The 26,156-nt window shown below is 69.4% G+C and carries 19 protein-coding genes, 1 tRNA gene and 2 pseudogenes; 10 read left to right on the top strand and 12 right to left on the bottom strand.

Going from position 1 to position 26,156, the window contains the following annotated elements:
• Nucleotide 1: 1 nt before the first annotated feature.
• Nucleotides 2-9,325, bottom strand: coding sequence for a type I polyketide synthase (locus tag CJ179_RS38225; protein WP_095864955.1), 9,324 nt, complete (start codon nucleotides 9,323-9,325; stop codon nucleotides 2-4).
• Nucleotides 9,326-9,780: 455 nt separating this feature from the next.
• On the opposite strand from CJ179_RS38225, the gene CJ179_RS38220 reads away from it, so the two are divergent.
• From CJ179_RS38220 to CJ179_RS38200, 5 genes and pseudogenes are all read left to right on the top strand, one after another.
• Nucleotides 9,781-10,440, top strand: coding sequence for a hypothetical protein (locus tag CJ179_RS38220; RefSeq protein ID WP_072947026.1), 660 nt, complete (start codon nucleotides 9,781-9,783; stop codon nucleotides 10,438-10,440).
• Nucleotides 10,437-10,918, top strand: a pseudogene (locus CJ179_RS53410) (HNH endonuclease). The gene CJ179_RS38220 and the pseudogene CJ179_RS53410 overlap by 4 nt, the downstream one beginning before the upstream one ends.
• 47 nt (nucleotides 10,919-10,965) lie before the next feature.
• A tRNA-Leu gene (locus CJ179_RS38210) sits at nucleotides 10,966-11,050 on the top strand.
• 130 nt (nucleotides 11,051-11,180) lie between these two features.
• Complete coding sequence (locus CJ179_RS38205) at nucleotides 11,181-11,582, top strand: transcriptional regulator (RefSeq protein WP_072947024.1); 402 nt, start codon at nucleotides 11,181-11,183, stop codon at nucleotides 11,580-11,582.
• The gene (locus CJ179_RS38200; RefSeq protein ID WP_095864954.1) at nucleotides 11,579-11,944 is read left to right on the top strand and encodes a DUF3817 domain-containing protein; all 366 of its coding nucleotides are present in this window, start codon (nucleotides 11,579-11,581) and stop codon (nucleotides 11,942-11,944) included. The genes CJ179_RS38205 and CJ179_RS38200 overlap by 4 nt, the downstream gene beginning before the upstream one ends.
• 156 nt (nucleotides 11,945-12,100) lie before the next feature.
• Here the strand turns inward: CJ179_RS38200 and rdgB are convergent, their stop codons facing one another.
• The 11 genes and pseudogenes from rdgB to clpS form a co-directional block, all read right to left on the bottom strand.
• Nucleotides 12,101-12,718, bottom strand: a complete 618-nt coding sequence (gene rdgB, locus CJ179_RS38195; protein ID WP_072947020.1) for an RdgB/HAM1 family non-canonical purine NTP pyrophosphatase — start codon at nucleotides 12,716-12,718, stop codon at nucleotides 12,101-12,103.
• Nucleotides 12,719-12,722: 4 nt separating this feature from the next.
• Complete coding sequence (gene rph / locus CJ179_RS38190; RefSeq protein ID WP_072947017.1) at nucleotides 12,723-13,511, bottom strand: ribonuclease PH; 789 nt, start codon at nucleotides 13,509-13,511, stop codon at nucleotides 12,723-12,725.
• Between the two features lie 43 nt (nucleotides 13,512-13,554).
• Nucleotides 13,555-14,313 (bottom strand): cyclic nucleotide-degrading phosphodiesterase, encoded by a 759-nt coding sequence (locus CJ179_RS38185; protein ID WP_072947015.1) that lies wholly within the window; start codon nucleotides 14,311-14,313, stop codon nucleotides 13,555-13,557.
• Nucleotides 14,314-14,435: 122 nt separating this feature from the next.
• Nucleotides 14,436-14,882, bottom strand: a pseudogene (locus tag CJ179_RS38180) (pyridoxal-phosphate dependent enzyme); the annotation flags it as partial.
• 68 nt (nucleotides 14,883-14,950) lie between these two features.
• Nucleotides 14,951-15,625 carry a rhomboid family intramembrane serine protease gene (locus CJ179_RS38175; protein ID WP_095865304.1) on the bottom strand — a complete coding sequence of 225 codons (675 nt, stop codon included), beginning with the start codon at nucleotides 15,623-15,625 and terminating at the stop codon, nucleotides 14,951-14,953.
• A gap of 19 nt (nucleotides 15,626-15,644) precedes the next feature.
• Complete coding sequence (locus CJ179_RS38170; protein WP_072947008.1) at nucleotides 15,645-16,607, bottom strand: PLP-dependent cysteine synthase family protein; 963 nt, start codon at nucleotides 16,605-16,607, stop codon at nucleotides 15,645-15,647.
• 8 nt (nucleotides 16,608-16,615) lie between these two features.
• Nucleotides 16,616-16,888 (bottom strand): MoaD/ThiS family protein, encoded by a 273-nt coding sequence (locus tag CJ179_RS38165; protein WP_072947006.1) that lies wholly within the window; start codon nucleotides 16,886-16,888, stop codon nucleotides 16,616-16,618.
• Nucleotides 16,889-16,949: 61 nt separating this feature from the next.
• A complete protein-coding gene (locus CJ179_RS38160) occupies nucleotides 16,950-17,426 on the bottom strand; it encodes a Mov34/MPN/PAD-1 family protein (protein ID WP_095864953.1) in 477 nt (158 codons plus the stop codon).
• 46 nt (nucleotides 17,427-17,472) lie between these two features.
• Nucleotides 17,473-18,543, bottom strand: a complete 1,071-nt coding sequence (locus CJ179_RS38155) for a P1 family peptidase (RefSeq protein WP_095864952.1) — start codon at nucleotides 18,541-18,543, stop codon at nucleotides 17,473-17,475.
• Nucleotides 18,540-19,127: a DUF2017 domain-containing protein gene (locus CJ179_RS38150; RefSeq protein WP_072947003.1), complete on the bottom strand. Its 588-nt coding sequence runs from the start codon at nucleotides 19,125-19,127 to the stop codon at nucleotides 18,540-18,542. Before CJ179_RS38150 ends, CJ179_RS38155 begins: the two co-directional genes overlap by 4 nt.
• Before the next feature lie 36 nt (nucleotides 19,128-19,163).
• Nucleotides 19,164-19,502 (bottom strand): ATP-dependent Clp protease adapter ClpS, encoded by a 339-nt coding sequence (clpS, locus tag CJ179_RS38145; protein ID WP_072947001.1) that lies wholly within the window; start codon nucleotides 19,500-19,502, stop codon nucleotides 19,164-19,166.
• Here clpS and CJ179_RS38140 point away from each other — a divergent pair.
• Genes CJ179_RS38140 through CJ179_RS38120 form a run of 5 tightly spaced genes read left to right on the top strand, consistent with a single transcriptional unit; the run spans nucleotide 19,501 to nucleotide 26,132 of the window.
• Complete coding sequence (locus tag CJ179_RS38140; protein WP_072946999.1) at nucleotides 19,501-20,880, top strand: nicotinate phosphoribosyltransferase; 1,380 nt, start codon at nucleotides 19,501-19,503, stop codon at nucleotides 20,878-20,880. The two genes, clpS and CJ179_RS38140, sit on opposite strands and share 2 nt — an antisense overlap.
• Nucleotides 20,877-21,509 carry a nicotinamidase gene (locus tag CJ179_RS38135; RefSeq protein WP_095864951.1) on the top strand — a complete coding sequence of 211 codons (633 nt, stop codon included), beginning with the start codon at nucleotides 20,877-20,879 and terminating at the stop codon, nucleotides 21,507-21,509. The genes CJ179_RS38140 and CJ179_RS38135 overlap by 4 nt, the downstream gene beginning before the upstream one ends.
• Nucleotides 21,510-21,518: 9 nt before the next feature.
• On the top strand, nucleotides 21,519-23,567 hold the full coding sequence (locus CJ179_RS38130; RefSeq protein WP_072946995.1) for an ATP-dependent DNA helicase: 2,049 nt from the start codon (nucleotides 21,519-21,521) through the stop codon (nucleotides 23,565-23,567).
• Between the two features lie 55 nt (nucleotides 23,568-23,622).
• Entirely contained in the window at nucleotides 23,623-24,543 is a 921-nt protein-coding gene (locus CJ179_RS38125; protein WP_072946992.1) for an ABC transporter ATP-binding protein, read from the top strand.
• On the top strand, nucleotides 24,540-26,132 hold the full coding sequence (locus tag CJ179_RS38120; RefSeq protein WP_257016011.1) for an ABC transporter permease: 1,593 nt from the start codon (nucleotides 24,540-24,542) through the stop codon (nucleotides 26,130-26,132). Before CJ179_RS38125 ends, CJ179_RS38120 begins: the two co-directional genes overlap by 4 nt.
• Nucleotides 26,133-26,156 lie beyond the last annotated feature (24 nt).

Here is a 26,156-nt window from a genome sequence, read left to right as displayed (position 1 = left end):
CCTACTTGCAGCCGGGCAGACCCGAGCTGTACACGTCGTCCGCTCCGAGGCGCGCGGCCTCGGTGAGCAGGACGTCCGCCTCGAGCTGACGGGACGCGGCGGCCGGGACACTGTCGCCGCCGAAGCGACGATCCGCCGGACGCTCGTACAGGCTGCCGCCGCCGACCATGGCCTTCGCCAGACGACGCTGACCCTCGACGGTGCGCTTGCGTGCCTGCTCGAGGTACGCCTCACGCCGGTCGGCCGGGACGGCCTCGACGAACGCCTGCGAGTGGACGACCGCGACCATGCCCGACACGTGCCCGAAGCCGAGGCTGGTCAGCAGACCGGCCTTCAGCGGGAACTGCTCGCCGAAGCGGAGCGCCTCCCGGGCCCACACGAGGTGTTCGAACTCGGCCATCTTCTCGTCGACGCAGTCGAGGCTGCGGTTCGGCGGCACGATGCCCTGGTCCAGCACCTGGCAGAGACCGATCAGCTGGAATGCTGCGGCACCACCCTTGGCGTGTCCGGTGAGGCTCTTCTGCGAGACCACGAACAGCGGTGCACCTTCGCTGCGGCCGAGTGCCCCGGCGAGGCGCTCGTGCAGCTCCGCCTCGTTGGGATCGTTGGCCGCGGTGGACGTGTCGTGCTTGGAGATCACCGAGATGTCGTCGGCACTGACACCGAGCTTGCCGAGGGACTGGGCGAGCTGCGAATCCGCTCCCCCACGACCCGCGCCGAGCGCACCGATTCCGGGAGCCGGGATCGACGTGTGGACACCGTCCGCGAACGATCCGGCGTAGGCGACCACACCGAGGACGGGCAGGCCCATCTCGAGTGCCAGGTCACCGCGGGCCAGCAGGATGGTGCCACCACCCTGCGACTCGACGAACCCGCCGCGACGACGGTCGTTGGCCCGCGAGAATCGACGGTCGTCGATCCCCTTGGCCCGCATGTCGTCGGTCTTGGCCGTGGCGGACATGTCACCGAATCCGATGATGCCCTCCGCGCTGAGGTCGTCGAACCCGCCGGCGACCACGAGCTGTGCCTTGCCGAGCTTGATCTTGTCGACGCCCTCCTCGACGGACACCGCGGCCGTGGCGCACGCCGCAACCGGGTGGACCATGGCGCCGTAACCGCCGACGTAGGACTGGACCACGTGCGCCGCAATCACATTCGGCAGGGCTTCCTGCAGGATGTCGTTCGGCCGGTTCTCGCCGAGCAGCGTGTCGATGTACAGCGACCTCATGGAGGTCATGCCGCCCATGCCGGTGCCCTGGGTGTTGGCGACCAGCGAGGGGTGCACCCACCGCAGCAGTTCGCTGGGCGTGAACCCACCGGTGAGGAACGCGTCCACCGTGGCGACGATGTTCCACAGGCCCACCCGGTCGACGGAGTCGGCCATGTCGGCGGGGATACCCCACTTGGTGACGTCGAAGCCGGTCGGGATCTGGCCACCCACGCTGCGCGTGAGCTTCATCTTGCGGGGGACGCGGATCTCGGTGCCCGCACGGCGGGTGACCTGCCAGTCACCGCTGTCCGGAACCGGGGCGGCGACCGTGTTCTCCGGGTCGGCCTCGACGAAGGCGAGTGCCTCCGCTTCGGTGCTGACCACGAAGCTCAGGTCCTTGTCGAGGAAGACCGACGTGAGCAGCGGTGCGGTGTTCTCGATCATGGCGCCGTCGTCGACGTAGCGACGGATGCCGCAGTTTTCGACGACCGTGTCGTGGTACCGGTCTGCGATCTCGGCCTCCGGAACCAGTTCCCCGGTCTCGGCGTCGTACCAGCCTGCGGACGGTGTGGTCTCCCACACGACGAGTCCGGTGTTCCAGGCGAGTTCGAGAACGCCTGCCGCCGAAAGCTCTTCGTCGACCTCCATCTCGAAGCGGGTACGCGAGGAGCCGAACGGTCCGAGCTCACCGGCGCCGACGATGACGACGAGGTCCTCCGGAGCCGCAGTGACGCCGGACCAGGCCGGAGCCACTGACGCGGAGACCCGCGGCGGGGCGGGCAGGGCCGCGATGGTGTCGAGAGCGTCCGCAATCTCGTCGGCCTCGGCGGCGGCAGCCGCAGCGTCCTGAGCCTGCTTCGCCAGAGCGGGCAGATCCAGGTTCGCCTGGGCGAGCCCACCGGTCAGATCGGCCGCGAGCGGCTCGGTGGAGGCGAGGCGACGGGCCTCGGGCTCGCACCACTGCAGCAGTTCGGTGGCCATTTCCTGGGTGGACCAGGTACGGACTCCGGCGCCTTCGACGGCCTCGACCAGCGGGTCGTTGCCGCCCATCAGGCCGGTTCCGCGGACCCAGCCGATGAGTGCGTGCACCAGGGTGACGCGCTCGGCCCAGTTGCGCTCGGCCTTCCAGCGGCCGACCACTGCGTCCAGCGCGGCCTTGGCCTCGCCGTACGCGCCGTCGCCACCGAACAGACCGCGGTTCGGGGAACCGGGCAGCACGACGTGCAGGTGGGTGTCGACGTCACGGTCGTAACCGATCTTCGACAGTCCGCCGATGAGGCGCTCCACCGACCACAGGAGTACACGCATCTCCATTTCGGCGCGGGCGCCGGCGTCGGCGAGGTCGCCTGCCACGCGGGGCGCGGCGAACGGGAACAGCAGCGTCGGGGTGACCGCTTCCTTGACCAGCTTCTTCGATCCACCGGCCGTCTCGTACTGGGCTTCACCGATCCACTCGATGAGTGCGTCGATGTCCGTGTAGGACGCCATGTTCGCGGGAACCACCCACAGGGCGGCACCGGCGCGGGCAGTGCGGCGGTACAGGTCGCGGTAGAAGCCGAGACGCTTGTCGTCGAGACGCGAGGTGGTCACGAAGACCGTCGCGCCGCCGGCGAGGAGCTTCCCTGCGACCGAGGCCGCGATGGAGCCCTTGCTGGCGCCGGTGACGACGGCGACCTGGTCTGCCCATTCCGGGGTCTCGTCGGTGACGACGACTGCCGCCTCCGCGATGCGTCCGTACTTCTCGGCCAGAGCCGTGCGACCCTCGTCGGTTGCGCGGGCCTGCCACCATGCGGCCTGTGCCGCAACGGACTTGCCTGCACCGGCGAAGCCTTCGATCTCGAGGGACTCGGAGCCTGCCGCGTCGATCCACAGACGAGCCAGGTCCTCACGTGCGCTGGCCCAGCGGTCGTCGAGGAGCACCGCCCGCTTGGCGTCGAACGCGGGAGCGACGAGTCGCGGCCAGTCGGAACCGAGTTCCGCCGACACGAGGTCGACGAGTTCGGTGTCGGTCGGCTGCGCTGCAGCCGCCGTGTCGCCGGCGAAGCCGAGCTGCTCGAGCACGAGGCGGGCAGCCGAGGCCAGCACGCCGTCGCGGCCCGTGATGTGCTCGGTGAACTCACCCAGCGCCGCTGCGTCGACGGTGCCACCGGCTCCGCCGCCCGAGGACGGGAGGGAGACGCTGATTCCGCGGCGCGAGGCGACTGCGGCCACTGCGCTGTCGATGACGGCGTCCACTGCGGCGCCGTCGGCGAGACCGCCGCCGGCCAGGCCGCCGAGGTCACCACCACGGATGCTGGAACCGTCGCGGGTTCCGAGCGCCACCTCGGCGGTGACGTGGTACGCCCAGCCGTCGCCGAGTTCCCAGACCTTCTTCACACGGTCCGCGATGGCCGCGGGACGACGACCCGAGGGGCCGAAGACCTTGCGGAGGTGGTCGTTGATCGAGTCGGACAGCACCGGGCCGAACGGCTTGTACGTGCGGGCCAGGGAGTCGACCGTGCCGGCGAGCGAGCCCATGTCGGCGTCTGCGGCACCGTCGATCGCGCCGAGCGAGAGCTCGGAGCCGAGGTCGACGAGCAGCTGGTTACGCCGCGAGGACACGCCGTCGCACAGCGCCTCGATCGTGTCGACAGGGCCGACCTGGTCGGGGCGGAGCTTCGTCCACAGGCTGATCAGAACCTTGGTGGCGTCGGCGGCCTTGAACGCGATGTCGTCGGGACGCGGTCCACCGGACGGTGCTGCTGCCGGGGCCGGAGCCGCGGCGGGTGCAGCCGATGCGGCGGGAGCAGCAGCTGCGGGTGCTGCCGGCTCGTCGTCCTCGACCGGCGCCGGATCGACGTCGGTGGAGTACACGATCGCTGCTTCACGCTCGATGTTGAGGACCTCGACCGGGTAGCCGAAGCGGCCCGGCAGCTTGAGGGTCTGCGACGCGAGGTTCGCGACGGTCGGGACGGAGCCCAGACCGATCTCGACGAACCGCTCGACACCCAGTCCACCCTCGGACTCGTCGGCGAACAGCAGGTCCTGCGTCTCGATCCAGCGCACCGGGCTGGCGAACTGCCAGGCCAGGAGCTCGGTGAGGACCACGCGGGTGAGCTCAACCGGCTTCTTCGCCCAGGAGGCGAAGTCCTTCAGCACCTTGTCGAGGGGCTTCGACGGCACCAGGTCGGCGATCTCCTGCACGAACTCCTTCTCCAGGGAGAACGGCTTCGGGACCAGGTTCGGGATGTAGCGCCCGATCAGGATGGCCGGGTCGATGTCCTGCGGCAGCAGTTCCTCGAGACGTCCACGGAAGTCGTCGACGCCGCCACGCAGCACCGTCGAGTGGAACGGGACGTCGATGCCCGGGACCATGATGTACGCGCGCTTGCCACCGAAGGCTTCGCGGCGGATGTCGATCTGCGTCTCCAGCGCGTTGAGCCCGGCGACCGTGCCCGCGATGGCGTACTGCGAGCCACGCAGGTTCAGGTTCACGATCTGCATGAACTCACCGGTCTCCTCGGCGACACCGGCGACGAACGCCTCGACGTCGTCGTCGGCCAGACCGATCTGCGACGGGCGGATGGCGGCCATCCGGTAGTCGGAGCGGCCGGCCTCGTCGCGGGGAACGAGTGCGTGCATCGCGGAGCCACGCTGGAAGACCACCTCGAGAACGGCTTCCAGAGGCAGCACACCGGCGACGGCGGCGAGAGCGTTGTACTCACCGACCGAGTGGCCTGCGAGCAGGGCACCCTCGACGAATGCGCCGGACTCACGGAGCTCGGCGACCTGAGCCACACCGAGAGTCGCCATCGCGACCTGGGTGAACTGGGTCAGGTGCAGGACACCGTCCGGGTGCTTGTGCTCGATGCCACGCGCCTTGACGACCGTCGGGTTGTCGCGGACCACGGCGAGGATCGAGAAGCCGAGGGCCTTGCGGGTGTGCTTGTCGGCGCGGTCCCAGATCTCGCGGGCGGCCTTGGAGCGGGCGCGGGCGTCGAGGCCCATGCCCGGACGCTGGATGCCCTGTCCGGGGAACGCGTAGACGGTCTTCGGGGCGGCGGTGCGACCCGTGGCGACCATCACGAGGTCACCGTCGATGCGGCAGCCGACCTCGACGATCTCCGCACCACGGTCCGTGGCGATGCGGTCGACGCGGACGTCGATCTCGGCGCCGGGGCGGACCATGCCGAGGAAGCGCGCGGTCCACGCGGTCAGGCGACGCGGCGGCGTCTTGGTCTCGGCGGGGTCCACGGCGGTGACGACCTGCTGGGCGGCGGCGGAGAGCCACATGCCGTGCACGATCGGGCTGCCGAGGCCGGCGAGCAGTGCCGCGTTGTCGGAGGTGTGGATCGGGTTGTGGTCACCCGACACCTGGGCGAAGGAGCCCATGTTGCGGGGAGCGACGATCTTGGTGTCGCGGCGACGACGACGCGGGGTGTCGACAGCAGCGTCACTGAGCGAGCCACCGGCGCGGGCCGGGTCGGACAGTTCGCCCTTGCCGGTGCGGCCGCGGATCGCGAAGCGCTCCGACAGGGTGACGACGGCAGGCGCGTCCAGGCCCTCGCCGAGCATGGCGCCGACCTCGACCTTGACCTCGACGACGCGGCCCAGGTCGGTGTCGAGAACCGAGGCGACCTCGGCCTTGACGACGAGAATGCTGGTTTCCGACGGCAGTTCGCCGACGAAGTCGACGCCGTGGTCCAGGTGGACCAGGTCGAGCATGCCCTCGATGACGGAGAGCGAGTCTTCGGTCTTGGCGGCACCGAGGACGGCGAACACGGCCGGCCAGCAGGCGCCGACGACGACGTCCGGAACGGCCTTACCGCTCACGCTCAGCGTCGTGGGCAGACCCGAACCGGTGACACCGGCGTGGTCCGCGATCAGGTCGGGCGTCCACGCCAGGTTGAGCCGTGCGACACCGTTCTTGACGGCGGGCAGTTCCTGGCCGGCCGCGACCGCGAGGAGAGCCGTCATGGACTTCTCGGCGTCGGCCTCGGTGACCACGGGGGCGCCACCGTCGGCGACGGACGCGGGAACGGTGATGGTGATCTCGACCGACTTGCCTGCGACCAGCGGGACGGTGAGGAGCACCTGACGGTCCTCGATCACGGACAGCTCGGCACCGGTGGTCTCGTGGACCGCGCGGGTGTCGGACTCGACCGACCACTTGTCGAGGTCACCGAGCCGGCGAACCGGGTTCAGCGTCAGGCGCGAGGCCCACTGGATGTCGGGAGCCGAGAGAACGGTGTCGAGGAGGCCGCGGGCGATGTCCGCGTGACGACGTGCAAGCAGCGACTGCGGCTCGGCACCGGCGGTGACCAGCTCGTCGTAGGTGGCCTTCTCGAAGCGGTCCAGCAGCTCGCCGACGGGCTCATCGGCGCGCGTGATGCCTGCAACGGCGACGGTGCCGGGGATGACGCAGACCTGGTCCGCCGTGTAGCGGGGATCGTGCGCCTGCCACAGCGAGTCGGAACGCCACCAGCGGCGGACGTCACCGTCCACGACGGGCACGAAGTTGACCGGCTTGCCGGGGGTCTTGCACAGCGAGACGAAGAACGACACATCCGCGGGGTGCAGAACCGTGGTCGCGTAGTCGGGGTACTGAGCCTGCAGGGCGCAGATTGCCGCCTCGGGACGCTCGAGGATCGCATCGTCGGCGAACAGGGTGGGGATGGGTCCGCGGTCGACCGGGTGCAGACGCGACTCGGTGCGCTGCAGCATCTCACCGAAGCGCGCACGCCAGGTGATGTCGATCCACGGGCTCTCGGTGGCCTCGATGATGGCGTCCTGGAGGTCGGTGCCGCAGTCGAATGCCTTCGCCGCGTCGATGCCGACGGCCAGCTCGAGGTAGCGGCGCAGCCACTGCTCGTACGTCATCGTCGCGACGTCGCCGAAGAACGGCTTCGCCGTGACGTTCAGGGCCTCGATGATCTCGTCGCGACGCTCGGCGACGGCGTCGGCGTCGCCGGCGACCTCGTCGAGCAGGCGCCCGGTGCGGGACGCGGCGTTGTCGATCTCGTGGATGTCGGCGCCGAGCTGGCTACGGCCGGAGGCCATGCCGCCCTCGGCGGTGCCCGCACCGACCCAGTCCGGGGTACCGGGGGTGTCGACGAGGAGCTGCTTGACCTCGGGAGACGTGGTCGCCTCGAGGGTGGCCATGGCGGCGGTGCCGACCAGGATGCCGTCCAGCGGCATCGCCGGGAAGCCGTGCGCGACGGACCAGCGTCCGGTCAGGTAGTCCGCAGCCTGCTCGGGCGTGCCGATGCCGCCACCGACGCACAGGACCAGGTTCGGCCGGGTACGCAGCTCGGCGTAGGTGTCGAGGAGCAGGTCGTCCAGGTCCTCCCACGAGTGGTGGCCACCGGCGCGGCCGCCCTCGATGTGGGCGATGACGGGGAACGAGGGAACCTCGTTGGCGATGCGGATGACGGAGCGGATCTGCGCGACCGTGCCCGGCTTGAATGCGACGTAGCTGAATCCACCCTCGACGAGGTCGTCGATGATCGAGACGGCGTCCTCGAGCTCGGGGATGCCTGCGGTGACGACGACACCGTCGAACGGTGCACCGGCTGCGCGGGCCTTCGGGACGAGGCGCTTGCCACCGACGTGGAGCTTCCACAGGTAGGGGTCGAGGAACATCGAGTTGAACTGCACGGCGCGGCCCGGCTCGAGCAGCCCGGTGAGCTTCTCGACGTTGTCGGCGAAGATCTGCTCGGTGACCTGGCCACCGCCGGCGAGCTCGGCCCAGTGGCCTGCGTTGGCGGCAGCGGCGACGATCTTCGGGTCGACCGTGGTCGGGGTCATGCCCGCGAGCAGGATCGGCGAACGACCGGTCAGCTTCGTGAAGGCGGTCTCGACGCCGATGCGTCCGCCCGGCAGCGACACCGGCTTCGGGAGGAACTCGGTCCATGCGGCGGGAACCTCGGGGGTTGCGCCCGGGGTCAGCAGGTTGCGGTGACCGCCACGGGTCGCGGCGGCGACGATCCCGACGCCCTGGCCGCGAACACTGGCCGACGTCATGCGGGTGAGGAGGTCACCGGGTCCGAGGTCCAGGATCCATCCGGCACCGGCTTCGATGGTGCCGTCGACGGCCTCGACCCAGTCGACGGGATCGACGAGGCAGGCGCTCGTGAGGGCACGGGCCTTCTCCTCGTCGAGACCGCAGCGCACGGCCCACTGGCCGACGATGTCGATCGTCTCCGCGAGTGCGGGGTGGTGGAAGCCGATCTCGACCGCGAGGGGCTCGAAGACGGGCGCGAAGATGGAGCCGCCGCGCTTCTTGGCGTCGCGCTCACGGGCCTCGTCGGCCTCGATCTGCTCGCACCGCTGCTGGACGCGCGCCAGCTGGGCGGGCGGGCCGGACAGGACGACGCGGCGACGGGCGTTGCGGATGCCGAGAACCGCTGCACGCTCGGGCTCGAGGCCCTCGGCGAGCTCCTCGACGATCTGACGGAGCCGTTCCGGATCGACGTTGGAGACGGCCAGCATCGGGGTGGCGTCGGCGGCGGAGATGACTCCACGACGACGGCCGACGAGACCGGCGGCAGCACCGATGAGCTGAGCGAGGGCGAGGAGTTCGCCGTCCTTCTGACCGGAGGAGGCGACGGCCTCAGCGGCGAGGAGTCCCTGGGAGTGGCCGATCACCGACACGGGAGCCGTAACCGCGGGATCGAGGCCCTGAGCTGCCAGCGCACGCAGCGCTGCGATCTGGGTGAGGAAGACGCCGGGGAGGGACACCGCCGCCGAGGTGAGCGCTGCCGCGGAAGGTCCGGACGCCTGGGCGTCGTCCTCTTCGTCGGCGAGTTCCTGCTCGAGGATCCATGCGATGGGGTCGAATCCGACCGGGCGCACGACGAGCAGCTCCTGCGCCACGGGGGCGAGGAAGTCGGCCGCGTCGTTGACGAGGGTGGTGAGTGCCGGCTCGAGTCCGTTGTCGCGGCTCAGTTCCTCGAGCGAGCTCAGCCAGGGTGCGCCCTGACCGCCGAAGGCGAGCGCGTACGGCTCACCTCCGAGCAGACGATCCACCAGGGTGCCCTTGCTCGACGACCGAGTGTCGTCCCGGTCTACGCCGATGCGCCGCGAACCCTTCGAGTTGCTTCCGTTTCCTGCGGGTGTCGTGTCGTCAATCGTCACGCGTATGTCCTCTCCTGGTCCCCTCTGGGGGGAGGTGGGGATAGTGTCTGCCGCCCTCGGCATCGTGTGCCAGCTGTATCGGCTCTGATCAGCTCTTCCGGGCTGCTCAAGGTTGACACAGAATCATGAGGATTTCCTCACGTTCACGAGCCGCAGCGGTGTCACAGCCGTGCATCGGAGAAATATCGCGTGATGTCCCTCACAGACCTACCGCGAAGTGACCGGCGGGTAGATCGCGTCCCCGCTGGACGTAGGCGGTGCAAGGACGTCCAAGAACCTGAGGAAAGCCTCACATTAATCGTTATCAATTCGTTACCACCTTGACGAAGTCCCAGGTTCATGCACGTATGCGCCCTCGAAACCGGGTCCGGAGCGCGACGAAAGCGGACCTGTCGGACCCTCGCACTAATGTTCGATTCCAGGAACAGCCGACAGCCATTCTCCGGGGGGAAGAAATGAGCACAGCCCACGTCCGCGCCCTACTCGATCACGTCACCGCCGAACTGCCGCGAGAGTCGTGGCCGCACTGGACGGAGGGCTGGCCGCAGGAGATCGAAGCCGCCCTCCTCGACGCCGCCTTCTCCGCCCGCGCGACGTACGGCACGCCCACCTCCGGGGTCCGCGCCGTCATCACCCGCTGGCGCGATCACCGCGCCGCGCCCCTCGACGACCTCACCGCACTCGCTGCGCACGCCGACGAACCCGAGGGCCTCCTGGCGGTCCTGAACAACCGGCAGCGGGTGCCGGGGAACTACACCACCAAGGCCGAGGCCGTCGCATCGGCGGCACGCGCGCTCGCCGAACTGGGCTGCACCACCTCCGCGGATCTCCGCGACGACGACGCGCAGCGGAGCGCCGTCGTCGCCGTGCCCGGGTTCGGAGCGGCCACCTGGGAATGCTTCGCCATGCAACTCGGCGTGCCCACACCCGCATCTCGCGCAGTGGTGTGCGACTTTCTCGGCGAGGCACTCGACCTCGAATCACCCGCAACCGCAACACAGGCGGACGACCTCATCGCCGCCACGGCAGCGCGGCTCGAGATCACGCCCGCCACCTTCACCCATGCCGTTTGGCGATACCAGCGCCGGCAGCGACGGGCCGCAGGTGCGAAATGAAGTACACGCGTGAAGCCCTCGACAGGCGGTCGCGGAATCGACGAGCTATGCCGGCGTCGTGCGCTACCTCGGACTGAAACCCGCGGGTGGGACGCACGCTCACCTGCGGCGTCGGATCAGAGCACTCGCAATCGACACCTCGCACTTCACGGGACAAGCGCACACCAAGGGCAAGCCCGCCCGAAACCGAATGACGTGGCAGGAGGTCTTGATCCGGCGCCCGGCCGACAGCAGGCGCGTTGCACCTCACCTACTGCGCCGCGCCGTGATCGAGGCTGGGGTCGAATACACATGCGTCCTGTGCGGACTCGGTGACGACTGGTGCGGACTCCCATTGATCCTGCACGTGGACCACGTGCAGGGAGACCCGTCCGATTCCCGCTTGGAGGAAGTTCGATTTCTGTGCCCCAACTGCCACAGTCAGACCGCAACATGGGTGGGACGGAAGAGAGGGAACGATGGCGAAAGCACCGGCTGACGTGCGTGCGCCGGAGTGTCGCACCTATGGCGTAGTCTGTGCTTCGCGCGCGAGTGGCGTAATTTGGCAGCCGCGTCAGGTTTAGGTCCTGGTGTCCGAAAGGACGTGGGGGTTCGAGTCCCCCCTCGCGCACTTTTCGGCTCTTGCCGATTCGGTAGCCGTGCAACCCGAGCGCCGCAACGCGCAGGGTGACGCCTGTGACCGCCGCCATAGCGGCAACCTCTCCTAGCAGCGCATTCGGCGATTCAGGTACCGTCGTTACGTGTCCGGTAACCGTAAGCAACGCCGCCCCGCGCTGATCCTGTTGGTGGTCGTCGGGGCTGTCGGGTGCCTCGCACTCGGCTGGTGGCAGTGGACACGTTTCGAAGCGGTGGGCGGAACGGGCCAGAATCTCGGGTACGCATTCCAGTGGCCGCTGTTCGCGGCGTTCCTCGTCTACGCCTATCGGCGCTTCGTGCAGCTCGAGGACGCCGAGCCGGCAGACACCACCGAGGTCCCGGCCGCGCCCGCCGAACTGAGGGAAATCCCTGCGGACGTCCTGCCCCCGCGCCCCGCGGCGGCCGAGGACGACGACCCGGACGACCTCGAGAGCCGGCAGATTTCGCAGTACAACCAGTACCTCGCCGAGCTGTCCGCTCGCGAGACCGATAGGAGCACCACGTGAGCACGGGCCAAGACGAGACGACTGCCGGTTCGGTCGCAGATACCGCGAAGCAGAAGAAGATCGCCCCCGCGCTCCTGCGCTACCGCGTCCTCGCCTACGCCACCGGTGTGTGGCTGCTGGTCCTCACCGCAGAGATGGTGGCCAAGTACATCTTCAAGGTCGACAACCTGCCCACCTGGATCGCCGTGGTCCACGGCTGGGTGTACTTCGTCTACCTGCTGGTGACGCTCGACCTGGCGGTCAAGGTGCGCTGGCCCGCGGGCCGGACGGTCGGAACGCTCCTCGCGGGCACCATCCCGTTCCTGTCGTTCTACGTGGAGCATCAGCGGACCAAGCAGGTCCGCCGCGACTTCGATCTCTGATCGAGCCGCTGAGCTCCGTCACATGACGACCGGCTGACCGGTGATCATCGCGATCACGTAGGTCAGCCAGCCGAGCGGTGTCTGCGGCACCATCATCGGCAACATACGACCCTCCTGCCCTGCAGCGGAATGTGTGCCCCTGCAGGGTAGCGAGTGTCAGCGTCCGGTGAGCGCCGCCAGGGCGGGGACGAGTTGGACGAGCGCCCGCCCTCGGTGCGAGGAGGCGTCCTTCTCCTCGGGTGAGAGCTGGGCGGCCGATCGAGTGTCCCCTTCGGGCACGAACACCGGGTCGTAGCCGAATCCACCGTCGCCGACCGGCTCACCGGCGACGCTGCCCCGCCATTCGCCCCGGACCACCGTTTCGTCGCCGCCGGGTACGACGAGCGCGCACGCCGAGACGAACGCCGCTCCCCTGCGGTCTTCGGGCACGTCCGCGAGCTGCGCCAGGACCAGCGCGGTGTTCGCGGGATCGTTCCCGTGCGTGCCCGACCACCGGGCGGACAGGATTCCGGGCATACCGTTCAGTGCATCCACTTCGATTCCGGAATCGTCTGCGACGCAGGGCAATCCGGTGGCGGCGGCACCGTCGCGCGCTTTCGCGAGGGCGTTCTCCTCGAACGTCGCACCGGTTTCGGGGGCCTCGGGGTATTCGGGCACGGCGTCGAGCCCGACCAGTTCGATCCCGTCGACACCGGCCGCCGCGAGCACGCGATGCAGTTCCCGGAGTTTCTTCGCGTTGCGGCTGGCCACCAGCACCCGTGTGGTTTCCGGCAACGCCCTAGCTCCCGAACTTCTTCTTCGACGTCTCCGGGACCTTCGGCTCGGGAAGCTCACCGGGATAGGGCAGTTCGAGTGCCGCCTTCTGGATCTCGAACAGCTGCTCGCAGCCTGCGAGTGCGGAGTCCAGCAGTTTGTCGAGCGTGCTCCGCGGGAAGGTCGCGCCTTCGCCGGTGCCCTGGATTTCGACGAGGGTGCCGGTGTCGGTGGCGACCACGTTCATGTCGACCTCGGCGCGCGAATCCTCCTCGTATGGCAGGTCGAGGCGCACACGGCCGTCGACGACGCCCACGCTGACCGCGGCGATGCCGCAGGAGATGGGCTGAGGGTCGGCGAGGCGGCCTGCGGCACGGAGATAGGTCACCGCGTCGACGAGAGCCACGTAGGCGCCGGTGATGGCGGCGGTGCGGGTTCCGCCGTCGGCCTGCAGGACGTCGCAGTCGAGGGCGATGGTGTTCTCACCGATGGCCGCGAGATCGATGCAGGCGCGGAGGGAGCGTCCGACGAGACGGCTGATCTCCTGGGTGCGTCCCCCGACCTTGCCCTTGACGGACTCTCGGCCGCTGCGGGTGTGGGTGGCGGCGGGCAGCATGGCGTATTCGGCGGTCAGCCAGCCGAGCCCGGAGCCCTGACGCCAGCGGGGAACGCCATCCTCGACGCTGGCGGTGCACATCACCCGGGTGTTTCCGAATTCCACCAGCACCGATCCCGCGGGATGAGTGGTGAAGCCTCGGGTGATCTTGACCTCGCGGAGTTCGTCGTCCGCCCTGCCGTCTTCTCGTGTGGTCACAGCGGAGAGCCTAGTCGTCCCCGGGTGGGGCGCGGACACGGCGTCAGACGGTGTAGACGCCGCCCGCGGACACTGCGTGCACGGGACCGGAGAATTCGGCCTTGGCCTCGGCGATGACGTCTTCGCGGGACGTCCACGGCGGGATGTGGGTGAGCAGCAGTTCGGCGACACCCGCGCGGTGCGCGACCTGGCCGGCCTCGGTGCCCGAGAGGTGGATTCCTTCGGGCCGATCCGGGCCGTGTGTCCACGACGCCTCGGCGAGCAGCACGTCGGCGTCGCGGGCAAGTTCGATCACTTCTTCGCACATGCCGGTGTCGCCGGTGTAGACGAGGGTCCGTCCGGCGCCGTTGGTCAGGCGGAACCCGTAGGCCTCGGGCGGGTGGTTGACCCGCCGGGCCGTGATGGTGAGATCGCCGACCGTGACCGGTTCGCCGTCGGCCCAGTGGTGCAGATCGATCGTGTCGGAGATGTCGTCGATGTCGCCGCCGCACTCGGCGGACGCGACGCCGATCCGGCGGGCGGTGTCGGACGGGCCGTAGACGAGGGCGCGTCCCTTCGGCGGGTTCGGATGATAGCGACGCCAGACGAGGAGTCCGGGGAGGTCCAGGCAGTGGTCCGCGTGCAGATGACTGAGGAGGACGGACACCTCGCCGGGATCGGCGAACCGCTGGAGCGCACCGAGGACACCGGGTCCGAAGTCGAGTACGAGCGGCGGTGTGTCCGGCGCGGTCAACAGATAACCCGATGCAGGTGAGTCTGGTCCGGAGACGCTCCCTGAACATCCCAGGACGGTAATGCGCATACCCGCCATGCTGCCACGACGACCCGTTTCGGAAAAAGCTTCCGACGGAATTGGCGCGTCGACCTCACAACCGATGGGGAAATGTGACCTGACCATGCTGATCTACCGTGGATCCGGCCCCGTTACCGTTCCCACGCCTCTTCGAGGACCGGGACCTGTGGGTCGTAGGTTCCGGTCGAGAGGTATTTCCATCCGCCGTCGGCGACCACGAAGGCGATGTCGGCGCGCTGCCCCGACTCGACGGCGGACCACGCCACGTCGAGTGCGGCATGGAGATTGGCGCCGGTGGACGTGCCTGCGAAGATTCCCTCGACGTCGATCAGCTCGCGGGTGCGCTGGATCGCCTCGGCGTGACGCACCCGGAATCGGCGGGTGAGCACCGACTCGTCGTACAACTCCGGGACGAATCCCTCTTCGATGTTGCGGAGACCGCAGACCATCTCCCCGAAGCGCGGTTCCGCGGCCACGATCTCGACACCGTCGACGTGTTCGCGGAGGAACCGGCCCGTCCCCATCAGGGTTCCGGTGGTGCCGAGCCCCGCCACGAAATGGGTGATCTCGGGCAGGTCCGGGGCATACGCTCAGCCGCCGGAAGCGGCGTACACGCCGGTAGACCACCTGTTCGCCGCGGCGGGCCTCATCCGAACGATTGCGGCCCTACCGCTTTCCGGGCCCGCTGCTTCCTGGCGTCGGCGGAGAGCAGCCACGCGGCGAGGACACCGCCGACGGCGCCGAACAGATGCCCCTGCCAGGACACACCGGGCGCGCTCGGCAGCACACCCCACAGCAGACTGCCGTACACGACGAACACCACCACGCCGACGAGGATCTGGCCGAGGTTGCGGGCGAAGACTCCCCGGACCAGCAGGTAGGCCAGCCAGCCGAAGATCAGGACGGAGGCGCCGATGTGGTTGGAATAGGATCCGCCGGTCAACCAGGTGCCCAGACCTCCGACCACCCAGACGATCCCGGTGGCGGCGAGGCCGCGGGCGATGCCCGACAGCAGCACGAGGAACCCGAGGACCAGCAGTGGGACGGTGTTCGCGAACAGATGCGCCCAGTCGTCGTGGAGGACCGGGGCGAACAGAATTCCCCACAGTCCGTCGATCGTGCGCGGCTGTACGCCGTTGTCTTCGAGTCGCTCGTCGGACGCCACGTCGGCGATCTCGATGACGTACAGCAACATCGTGAACGCGCCGACGACGATCGCGGACTGCAACCACAGCGGCTTCGACTTGCGCGCGGGCGCCGGCGACGCGCCACCCCTCGGCGCCGGCGAGCCGAATCGCGAGGAGTCGAACGGCGAAGTCATGATCCGCACACCCTTGTCGTCATGCCCACAACTGCCCTTCCAGTGCTTCTTCCGCTTCTTCGACCGTACCGCCGTATGCGCCGGTCGACAGATATTTCCATCCGCCGTCGGCGACGATGAACGCGATGTCGGCGGCGCGCTCGGCCTTGACCGCTTTGCGCGCGACCCCCAGCGCGGCGTGGAGGATCGCGCCGGTGGAGATGCCGGCGAAGATGCCTTCGTTGTCGATCAGTTGCCGGGTGCGGCGGACTGCGTCGGCGGGACCGACGGAGAACCGCGAGGTGAGGACGGATTCGTCGTACAGTTCGGGAACGAAGCCCTCGTCGATGTTGCGGAGGCCGTACACGAGTTCCCCGTAGCGGGGTTCCGCCGCGACGATCTCGATGCCGTCGACGTGTTCGCGGAGATAGCGACCGACGCCCATCAGGGTTCCGGTGGTGCCGAGGCCGGCCACGAAGTGGGTGATCTCGGGCAGGTCCCGTAGGATCTCCGGCCCCGTCGTCTCGTAGTGCGCGAGCGCGTTCGCGGGATTGCCGTACTGGTACAGCATCACCCAGTCGGGATGTTCCGCGGACAGTTCCTTGGCCACGGCCACAGCCTGATTCGAGCCGCCGCGCGCCGGTGAGTCGATGATCTCGGCGCCGAACATCGTGAGCAGTTGCCTGCGTTCGACGGACGTGTTCTCGGGCATCACGCAGATGAGGTGGTAGCCCTTGAGTTTCGCGGCCATAGCCAGGGAGATTCCAGTGTTTCCGCTGGTCGGTTCGAGGATCGTGGCGCCGGGTGTCAGGGTGCCGTCGTTCTCGGCCTGTTCGATCATGCGGAGGGCCGGCCGGTCCTTCACCGAACCGGTCGGATTGCGGTCCTCGAGTTTCGCCCACAGGCGGACCGGTGAGGTGCCGTTCCAGCTCGGTGACAGGCGCGGCAGCCCGACGAGGGGCGTGTTGCCGAGGGTGTCGATGAGCGAATCGAACCGCGCCACGGCCGCGCTCAGCCTCCGGCGACGGCGGGCAGGATGGTCACGGAATCCCCGTCGGCCACCTCGGTGTCGAGTCCGCCCGAGAATCGGACGTCCTCGTCGTTGACGTACACGTTGACGAACCGGTGCAGTCGGCCGCCGTCGATCAGGCGGTCCTTGATGCCACCGTAGTTGCCGTCGAGGTCGTCGATGACGGCGGAAAGTGTGGGACCTGTTGCCTCCACCCGCTTTTCGCCGCCGGTGTGGGAACGCAGGATGGTGGGGATCGAAACTGTGACAGCCATGGTCGGCTCCTCGGGATGTGGGTGTCTTTCTGCCGCGGGACCGTCGCGAGGGACGGAGTCGTCACTTGTCGGGGACGTCCGCGACCGATGTGTGGGCGAACTTGTAGCTCTGCACCACGTCGACGGGTTCCTCGGTGACGACGCCGTCGACGATGCGGTAGCTGCGCAGTTCGTGGGCGTCGGGGTCGCGGGTGGAGATCAGCACGTAGTGGGCGTCCGGTTCGGATGCGAAGGAGATGTCGGTCCGGCTGGGGTACGCCTCGGTGGCGGTGTGCGAGTGGTAGATCACGACGGGCACCTCGTCGGCGTCGTCCATCGCCCGCCACACCTTCAGTTGCTCACCGGAGTCGAATCGGTAGAACGTCGGCGACCGTTCGGCGTTGATCATCGGGATGTGCCGTTCGGGGCGGTCGGAGCCCTCCGGCCCGGCGATGACCCCGCACGCTTCGTCCGGGTGGTCGGCGCGCGCGTGCGCGACCATCGCCTCGACGAAGTCCGATCGAATCACCAGCACGTCAACCACCTCCGTGAGCGCCATCCTAGGTGCGGACCGGCGACTCGGCCACCGATCGGCCGGGACCGCGTCAGGAACGCAGTGCCGAGGGGAACAGTTCGCGGTACGTGGGAATTCCCGCGACGGGGGTGGCGCTGAGGACGGCATCGACGACGGCCTTCTCGACCACTTCGGCGGCAGCCGTGCAGACGGCGTCGACGACGGGCAGATCGGGCGGGAACGCGTCGGGCACCCCGGCCGGGTGGTGCACCGGGTGGATGCCGGTGGCGAGCGCGAAGATCGTGTCGCCGTCGAGCGGCGAATGCGCGGGCCGGATCGCGCGGGCGAGCCCGTCGTGTCCGGCCACGGCGACGCGGCGCAGCGCCGCCTTACCCAGGGCGGCGTCGGTCGCGACGACCCCGATGGTCGTGTTGAGAACGGTGGCCTTGGCCATCAGTTCGCGTGCCGCCGACACCTCGGCCGCGACCGGCGCCCGGAGCCCGAACGCGGCTGCGCCCACGGTGGCGACACCCCACGGCAGCCCCGTCGCCGGATCGAACACGGTACCGACGGGATTGGCCACCATCAGCGCGGACACGGTGATGCCCTTCGCCGGACCGTCCGTGATGACGACGCTCGCCGTTCCGACCCCGCCCTTGATCGCGCCCGCACGCGCCCCGACCCCGGCACCCACCGAACCGGAGAGCACGGTGTGCGACGCAGAATCCGCTGCCCGGTACCCGAATTCGGCGGTGGGACGGGTGCGCCAGTCGCCGACCGGCAGATCGAAGATGACGGCGGCGGGGACGATCGGGACCACCTGATCGGGCTCCCCCATGGCGATTCCGTGCCCGCGCTCCTCCAGCCAACGCATGACGCCGTCCGCGGCGGCGAGTCCGTACGCGCTGCCGCCGGTGAGGACGATCGCGTGCACGTTCCGGACGCTGTGGCTGGGGTCGAGAAGGTCGGTTTCCCGGGTGCCCGGCCCGCCGCCGCGGACGTCGACCGCTCCGGTCGCGCCGTGCGGGGCGAGGACGACCGTGCACCCGGTGGCGGCACCGCTGCCGAGTGCGGCGTCCGGATCGAGTTGGTGGTGGTGCCCGACGCTCAGGCCGACCACATCGACGAGCGAATCGGTGCGGCCCGGCGTCGTGCCCGTCACGGCGCCAGTGCCTGAACGAGCGAGTCCTGCATCCAGGTCAGCCAGTGGTAGATGTCGAGGTGCGGTGCACGGGGATCACCCGGATCGAGTTCGTCGGGCGTGTCGGCGTCGATGCCGAGGTTGGTCCCCAGCGCCAGCCGGACGTCGTTGAGACCGCTGAGCCAGGCGTCGGCCTGCTCCGGCGTGAGCAGAACCTTGCCGCCGTTCTCCGGGACGGTGTGCAGGATGACCGAGCCCGCGGCCAGCTTGGCGTCGATGATCTCCGGTTCGTGGAGTCCGCGCAGCGCACCGTTGACGTCCGCCTTCGATTCGGCGCGGATCTCGTCGTCGTCCGGCGCGTCCACGTCGGGGCGGTGGAAGTCGGGCAGCAGCCGGGCGAGGACCTCCTCGTCGGGTGCCGTCGTGTTGCCCGTCCGCATCCCGGTGAGCGCGGCGAGTTCGTCGGCCGGGGCCGACGCCGCCCGCTCCTCGAGGAGGCCGAGGACGGAGGCGACCAGCGATCGCAGCACCGTCGCCTCGTGCGCGTCCATCTCCGAGCGCAGCTTCATGCCCCCGAGCGAGTTCTTCCTGCTCCACATCCGCACGTCGTGTACCGAGTTCCTTACTGTCCGAACGGAAAGTTAGCTGCTGTCCCGCTGCATCGTGGCCCACAGGCCCGCCGCGTGCAGCTTGCGTACATCGTTTTCGACCTTGTCGCGGGAGCCGCTCGACACCACGGCCTTCCCCTCGGAATGCACCTGCATCATCAGTTCCGTCGCCTTCGCTTTGCTGTACCCGAAGAGCTTCTGGAAAATGTAGGTGACGTAATGCATCAAATTCACCGGATCGTCCCACACCACGGTGACCCAGGGACGATCATTGGCTTCATCGACCTCGACGACCTCCGACTCTGCAGGGGTGACCTGCGGCGATGCCGGCATGGCATCCACGAATGGAGCTGTCGTCGAGCAATGAGCCATGACACAAGGGTACGACGCTCCACCGCCCGGCGACACCGCGGCTTACAGTGGCCGGGTGTCCAGAGACAGCACCGCCTTGTTCACCGACCAGTACGAGTTGACGATGCTGTCGGCGGCCCTCGCCGACGGTTCCGCCCACCGTCACTGCAGCTTCGAGGTGTTCGCCCGCCGCCTTCCGGACGGTCGCCGCTACGGAATCGTCGCCGGCACCGCCCGCCTGGTCGCGGCGCTGTCGAACTTCCGCTTCGGCGATCCGGAACTCGAGATCGTCTCCCGCTTCCTCGACGACGCAACCGTCGAATGGCTGCGTGACTATCGGTTCGGCGGCGACATCGACGGCTACCGCGAGGGCGACTTCTACTTTCCCGGTTCCCCGATCCTGTCCGTCCGCGGAACGTTCGCCGAATGCGTGCTGCTCGAGACGCTGATCCTGTCGATCCTCAACCACGACAGCGCGATCGCGTCCGCCGCCGCACGGATGGTCAGCGCCGCCGACGGACGCCCGATGATCGAGATGGGTTCGCGGCGCACCCACGAGGAATCGGCGGTCGCGGCCTCGCGCGCCGCGTACCTGGCGGGTTTCACGGCCACGTCGAACCTGGAGGCGGTCCGCAGGCACGGCGTTCCCGGTGCGGGCACCAGTGCGCACGCGTTCACCCTGTTGCACACCACCCCGGACGGGCCGGACGAGGCGGCGGCGTTCCGCGCGCAGGTCGCGGCACTCGGAGTCGGAACCACGCTCCTCGTCGACACGTACGACATCACCGCGGGCGTCGAGACGGCCGTCGAGGTCGCGGGCCCCGGTCTCGGGGGTGTCCGGATCGACTCCGGCGATCTGGGTGTTCTCGCCCGGCAGGTGCGCGGGCAACTCGACGGCCTCGGGGCGACCGGCACGAAGATCGTGGTGTCCGGCGACCTCGACGAGTACGCCGTAGCCGCGTTGCGGGCCGAACCGGTCGACGTCTACGGGGTCGGCACGTCCGTCGTCGTCGGGTCGGGTGCGCCGACCGCGGGAATGGTCTACAAACTCGTCGAGGTGGACGGCATCCCCGTCGAGAAGCGGAGCAGCAACAAGGCGTCGCGGGGCGGCGTCAAGAAGGCGGTGCGGTTCGCCCGCGACACCGGAACCCTGGTGGAGGAGGTGGTGTACCCGGCCCACTCCGACGCGCCCGGCGCGGCAGGCCTCGAGGTGACAGAACTGCTGGTCCCGCTGGTGCGGGGCGGTGAGACCGCCTGCGAGGCGACTACTCTGGAGGACAGCAGATCCCTCCTGGCGGCGGGCCTCGTCAGTCTCCCGTGGGAGGGTTTGAAGCTCTCCCACGGCGAGCCCGCGATCCCCGTGCGCTTCGCCGAACCCGAATCCAGGAGGGCACCATGAGCGACATCGAGAGCACCGACGCCCGGCGGGCGCTGCTCGTGGTCGACGTCCAGAACGACTTCTGCGAGGGCGGCTCCCTCGCCGTCGAGGGCGGTTCCGCGGTCGCGGCGGCGATCAGCCGCTTCCTGGCCGGAGCCGTCTACGACGCGATCGCGGCCACCATCGACCACCACATCGACCCGGGCCACCACTTCTCCGAAGAACCGGACTACGTCGACACCTGGCCGGTGCACTGCAAATCGGGAACCCACGGCGCGGAGTTCCACCCGGACCTCGATCGGAGCGACATCGAGTCGGTGTTCTCCAAGGGTGAGTTCTCGGCGGCGTACTCGGGCTTCGAGGGCACGAACTCCGACGGCCAGACCCTGGAGAAATGGCTGCGTGCGGCCGGGGTCACCGAGGTCGACATCGTGGGGATCGCCACCGATCACTGCGTGGTCGCGACGGCACTCGACGCCGTGGCCGCCGGCTTCCCGACGCGCGTGCTGCTCCCCCTCACCGCGGGCGTGGCGCCCGCGACCGTCGAGGCCGCGATCACCGCGATGCGGGCCGCCGGGGTGCGCCTCGTGGGGCGCGACGCGGACGTCCCCTCGGACCGCGTGACGATTTCTGACGTAGGTCCCGAGTAACCTGCTCGGGTGCCTGAAAACCTCCCCAACGTCCCCGAGCTGTTGCGCACGGCGGTGCGGTCGCTGGGCGGTGCCGAGCGGTCCAACCAGCTGACCATGGCTTCCGCCGTCGCGCATTCGATCGACACCGGGGAGCATCTGGCCGTCCAGGCCGGTACGGGTACCGGCAAGTCGCTCGCCTACCTCGTGCCGAGCGTCCGGCACGCCGTGCAGAGCGGCAAGACGGTCATCGTCTCTACGGCCACCATCGCGCTGCAGCGTCAGCTGATCGACCGCGACATGCCGCGGCTCGCGGACGCGCTGCAGGGTTCACTCGGCCGCAGGCCGCATTTCGCGATCCTCAAGGGCCGCAACAACTATCTGTGCATGAACAAGATCCACACCGGGACTGCGGAGGAGCCGCCGGCCGACGAGCTGTTCGACCCGTTCGCGGTGTCCCGGCTCGGCCGTGAGGTCCAGCGCCTCACCGAGTGGTCCTCGGACACCGAGACCGGCGACCGCGACGACCTGGCCCCCGGAGTCAGCGACAAGGCGTGGCGCCAGGTCAGCGTCACGGCCCGGGAGTGCCTCGGCAAGTCCCGCTGCCCGGTCGGCGAGGACTGCTTCGCGGAGCGGGCCCGCGCGGAGGCGTCGCAGGTCGACGTCGTGGTCACCAACCACGCTCTGCTCGCCATCGACGCCATCACCGGAATCGCGATCCTCCCCGAACACGACGTCGTGGTCATCGACGAGGCACACGAACTGGTCGACCGCGTCACCAACGTCGCCACCGCGGAGTTGGCTGCGTCGACGATCAGCGCCGCGGCGCGGCGCTGCGCGAAGCTCGTCGAGGAGCAGGACGCCGATCGTCTCGAGGCGGCGGGCGAGGGCTGGGCGGCGCTGCTCGAGGAGTTGCGGCCCGAGCGGTGGGAGGCATTGCCGCCCGGTGCGGCACCCGCGCTCGCCGCTGTCCGCGACGCCGCCTGGGCGCTGCGCACGGCCATCGGCCCGTCCCGTCCGGGCATGGCGTTGAGCGACCCGGAGGCGGCCGCCGCCCGCAACACCGCGCTCGCGTCGGTCGAGGAGGTTCACGACAGCGCCGTCCGGGTTCTCAGCGCGTTCGACGAGCCAGATCCGGCGAAGCGCCACGACGTGGTGTGGCTGGCCGCCGACGACAACCGCGGTTCGATCCGCCGGGTGGTGCGGATGGCGCCGCTGTCGGTCGGCGGGCTGCTACGTTCCCGGCTGTTCGCGGAATCGACCGTGGTCCTCACGTCCGCCACGCTGACCGTCGGCGGGTCCTTCGACGGCCTCGCGGTCAACTGGGGACTTCCCGCGGAGTCGTCCGTCGTGATCGATCCGGCGATGGCCACCGGGTCCGAGGCGCCGTCCGACACGGGCACGCTCAAGTGGAACGCCCTCGACGTCGGGTCGCCGTTCGACCACGCCCGCGCCGGCATCATCTACATCGCGAAGCAACTGCCGCCGCCGGGGCGGGACGGCCTGTCCCCCACGTATCTCGACGAGATCGCCGAACTCGTCGAGGCGGCGGGCGGGCGGACGCTGGGATTGTTCTCGTCGATGCGGGCCGCGAAGGCTGCGTCGGAGGCGATGCGCGACCGGCTCGACACCCCGATCCTCTGCCAGGGCGACGACTCGACGGGTGCCCTCGTCCGGGCGTTCGCCGGCGACGAGCCGACGTCGCTGTTCGGCACGTTGTCGCTGTGGCAGGGTGTCGACGTGCCGGGTCCGTCCCTGAGCCTGGTGATCCTCGACCGCATCCCGTTCCCCCGCCCCGACGACCCGTTGCTGGTCGCCCGGCAGAAGGCGGTCGAGTCGCGCGGCGGCAACGGGTTCCTTTCCGTCGCAGCCAATCACGCGGCGCTGCTGCTCGCGCAGGGTGTGGGACGTCTGCTGCGCAGCGTCGACGACAAGGGTGTGGTGGCGGTCCTCGATCCGCGGCTCGCCACCGCCCGGTACGCCGGGTATCTGCGGGCATCGCTGCCACCGTTCTGGGAGACGTCGGATCCGGAGGTCGTGCGCAAGGCGCTGGGACGGATCCGCGACTCACGCCCCTGAAACGCTGCTCCGCACTGAGTCGGACAGCGGATCGGTGCGCACCTATGCTCGACCGATGGACCTTGCGATCTCAGTCCGCGGACTCACCAAGAAGTTCGGTGAAGTGCTCGCCCTCGACGGCCTCGACCTGGAGGTGAAGCCGGGCGAGGTGCACGGATTCCTCGGACCCAACGGCGCGGGCAAGTCCACGACCATCCGGGTGCTCCTCGGTCTGCTGCGCGCCGACGGGGGTTCGGCGTCCGTTCTCGGTTCCGATCCGTGGCGTGATTCCGTACCCGTGCATCGGCGGCTCGCCTATGTGCCGGGCGAAGTGAACCTGTGGCCCAACCTGTCCGGCGGCGAGGCGATCGACCTTCTCGGGCGACTGCGCGGCGGACTCGATCCGGCGCGGCGCGCGTCGCTGATCGAGCGGTTCGAACTCGACCCCACCCGGAAGGGCCGCACCTATTCGAAGGGCAACCGGCAGAAGGTCGCCCTCGTGGCCGCGCTCGCCGCCGACACCGAACTCCTCATCCTCGACGAGCCGACGTCGGGCCTGGACCCGTTGATGGAGGCGGTGTTTCAGGAGTGCATCACCGAATTCGCGCGCGGCGGACGCACGGTGCTGCTGTCCAGCCACATCCTCGCCGAGGTGGATGCGCTGTGCCACGCCGTGACCATCATCCGGGCGGGGAGGACGGTGCAGGCGGGAACATTGTCCGAGCTGCGGCATCTCACCCGGACGACGGTGACGGCGACCACCCGGATCAAGCCCAATCCGATCGGGAACGTCCCCGGTGTGCACAACCTGCAGAAGGGTGAGGACGCGAACACGGTGACGTTCGACGTCGATTCCGATCAGATCGACCCGGTCATGACCACGTTGACGGGGCTGGGCATCGTCTCGATCACCGCCAACCCGCCGACGTTGGAGGACCTGTTCCTCCGCGAGTACCGCGACGAGGTCGAGGCGCTCGGGATCGGACGGTCGCAGTGAGTCAGCTGAGCGGGACGGGTGTGCTCGCCGAACTGGCGGTGCGCACCGACCGGGTCCGGATTCCGGTGTGGACGGTCGCGGTGGCCGGTCTCACCGTCCTGCTCGCGTCGAGTTACTCCACCATCTACCCGACCGCCGAATCCCGGCAGGCCCGTGCCGAACTCATCTCGTCCCCGGCCGCCACCGCCCTTGCCGGGCCGGGCTACGGCCTGGACGACTACACGCTGGGTGCGATGGTCGCCAACGAGATCGCCGGCATGACGATGGTGGCCGTGGCGATCATGTCGGTGCTGCTGGTGACGCGGCATCTGCGGACGGAGGAGGAGACCGGGCGCGCGGAACTGGTGCGCGCCGGCGTCGTCGGGCGGTACGCGGGAATCACGGCGGGACTGATCTCGGCGGCCCTCGCCAATGTGTTCGTCACGCTGCTGCTGGTCGTCGGGTTGCTCGCCGTGGGTCTGCCTCCGGTGGGTTCGCTGAACATGTCGGCGGGTGTGCTGGTCGTGGGTCTGGTGTTCACTGCGCTGTCGGCGCTGGCGTCGCAGCTCACCGAACACGCCCGCGCGGCAAGCGGTGCCGGAATCTGCGCGGTCGTCGTCGCGTACCTGCTTCGGGCGGTGGGCGACGTGCAGCAGGGACACAGCGGGAGCCTGCTGACGTGGGTGTCGCCGATCGGCTGGTCGCAGGCCACCCGCGCGTACGTCGACGAACGATGGTGGCCGTTGCTGATCGGCGTCGTCGCGGCGGCGCTGACCGTCATCTGCGCGTATGGCGCCATCGGTCGCCGGGACGTCGGGGCGGGACTCCTCCCGCCGCGGGGCGGGCGCGCCGAGGCGTCCCCCCGCCTCACCGGAGTCACTGCGCTCGCGGCGCGCCAGCAGCGCGGCCAGATCCTCGCCTGGGGTGTCGGCGTGTTCGCTCTGTCGCTGCCCATCGGTTCCCTCGGCAGGCAGATCAGCGATTTCATCGGACAGGATCCCGATCTCGCACAGCTGCTGCCGGGTGGCGCCGCGGCGGCCGCCGACGGCGCGTTCGCCCTGTATCTGGTGTTCCTGGTGGTGATGGCCGCGATGTACGCCGTCGGTGCCGTCGTGTCGATCCGCTCGGAGGAATCGTCCGGTCGCGCCGAGGAGGCACTGGCCACCCCCGTGTCGCGGGCGCGGTGGCTCGGTGGCCAGCTGGTCGTCATCGCGGCCGCGGCCGTCGCGATCGCAGTGATGGCCGGGGTCGGCATGGGGATCACCGCGGCGTTCACGCTGTCCGATGCGGGCGCGCTCGGCCGGTTGACCGGCGCGGCCCTGAACACGGTGCCGGCAGTGCTCGTGATCGTCGGATCGTGCGCGGCCGTCTACGGGCTGATCCCTCGCGCGCTGCCGGCTCTTTGGGCGTTCGTGGGCTACGTTCTCGTCGCCGGAATGTTCGGGGAGGTCCTCCCGGACTGGTTCGGGATTCTCTCCCCCTTCCACTACACGCCGGCGCTGCCTGCCGAAAGCTTCGCGGCCGCCCCCCTCGCCGTTCTGCTGATTCTGGCGGCGGCCCTGTTCCTCGCCGGCGTCGCCGGCTTCCGGCGCCGGGACGTCGGCCCGTAAACCGTGCCGGGACGAACCCAGGCC

Source organism: Rhodococcus sp. ACS1 (assembly GCF_002300155.1).
Lineage (GTDB): Bacteria > Actinomycetota > Actinomycetes > Mycobacteriales > Mycobacteriaceae > Rhodococcus_F > Rhodococcus_F koreensis.
The sequence above is the reverse complement of the archived record's forward strand: the minus strand, read 5'-3'. Positions and strand labels throughout refer to the sequence as shown.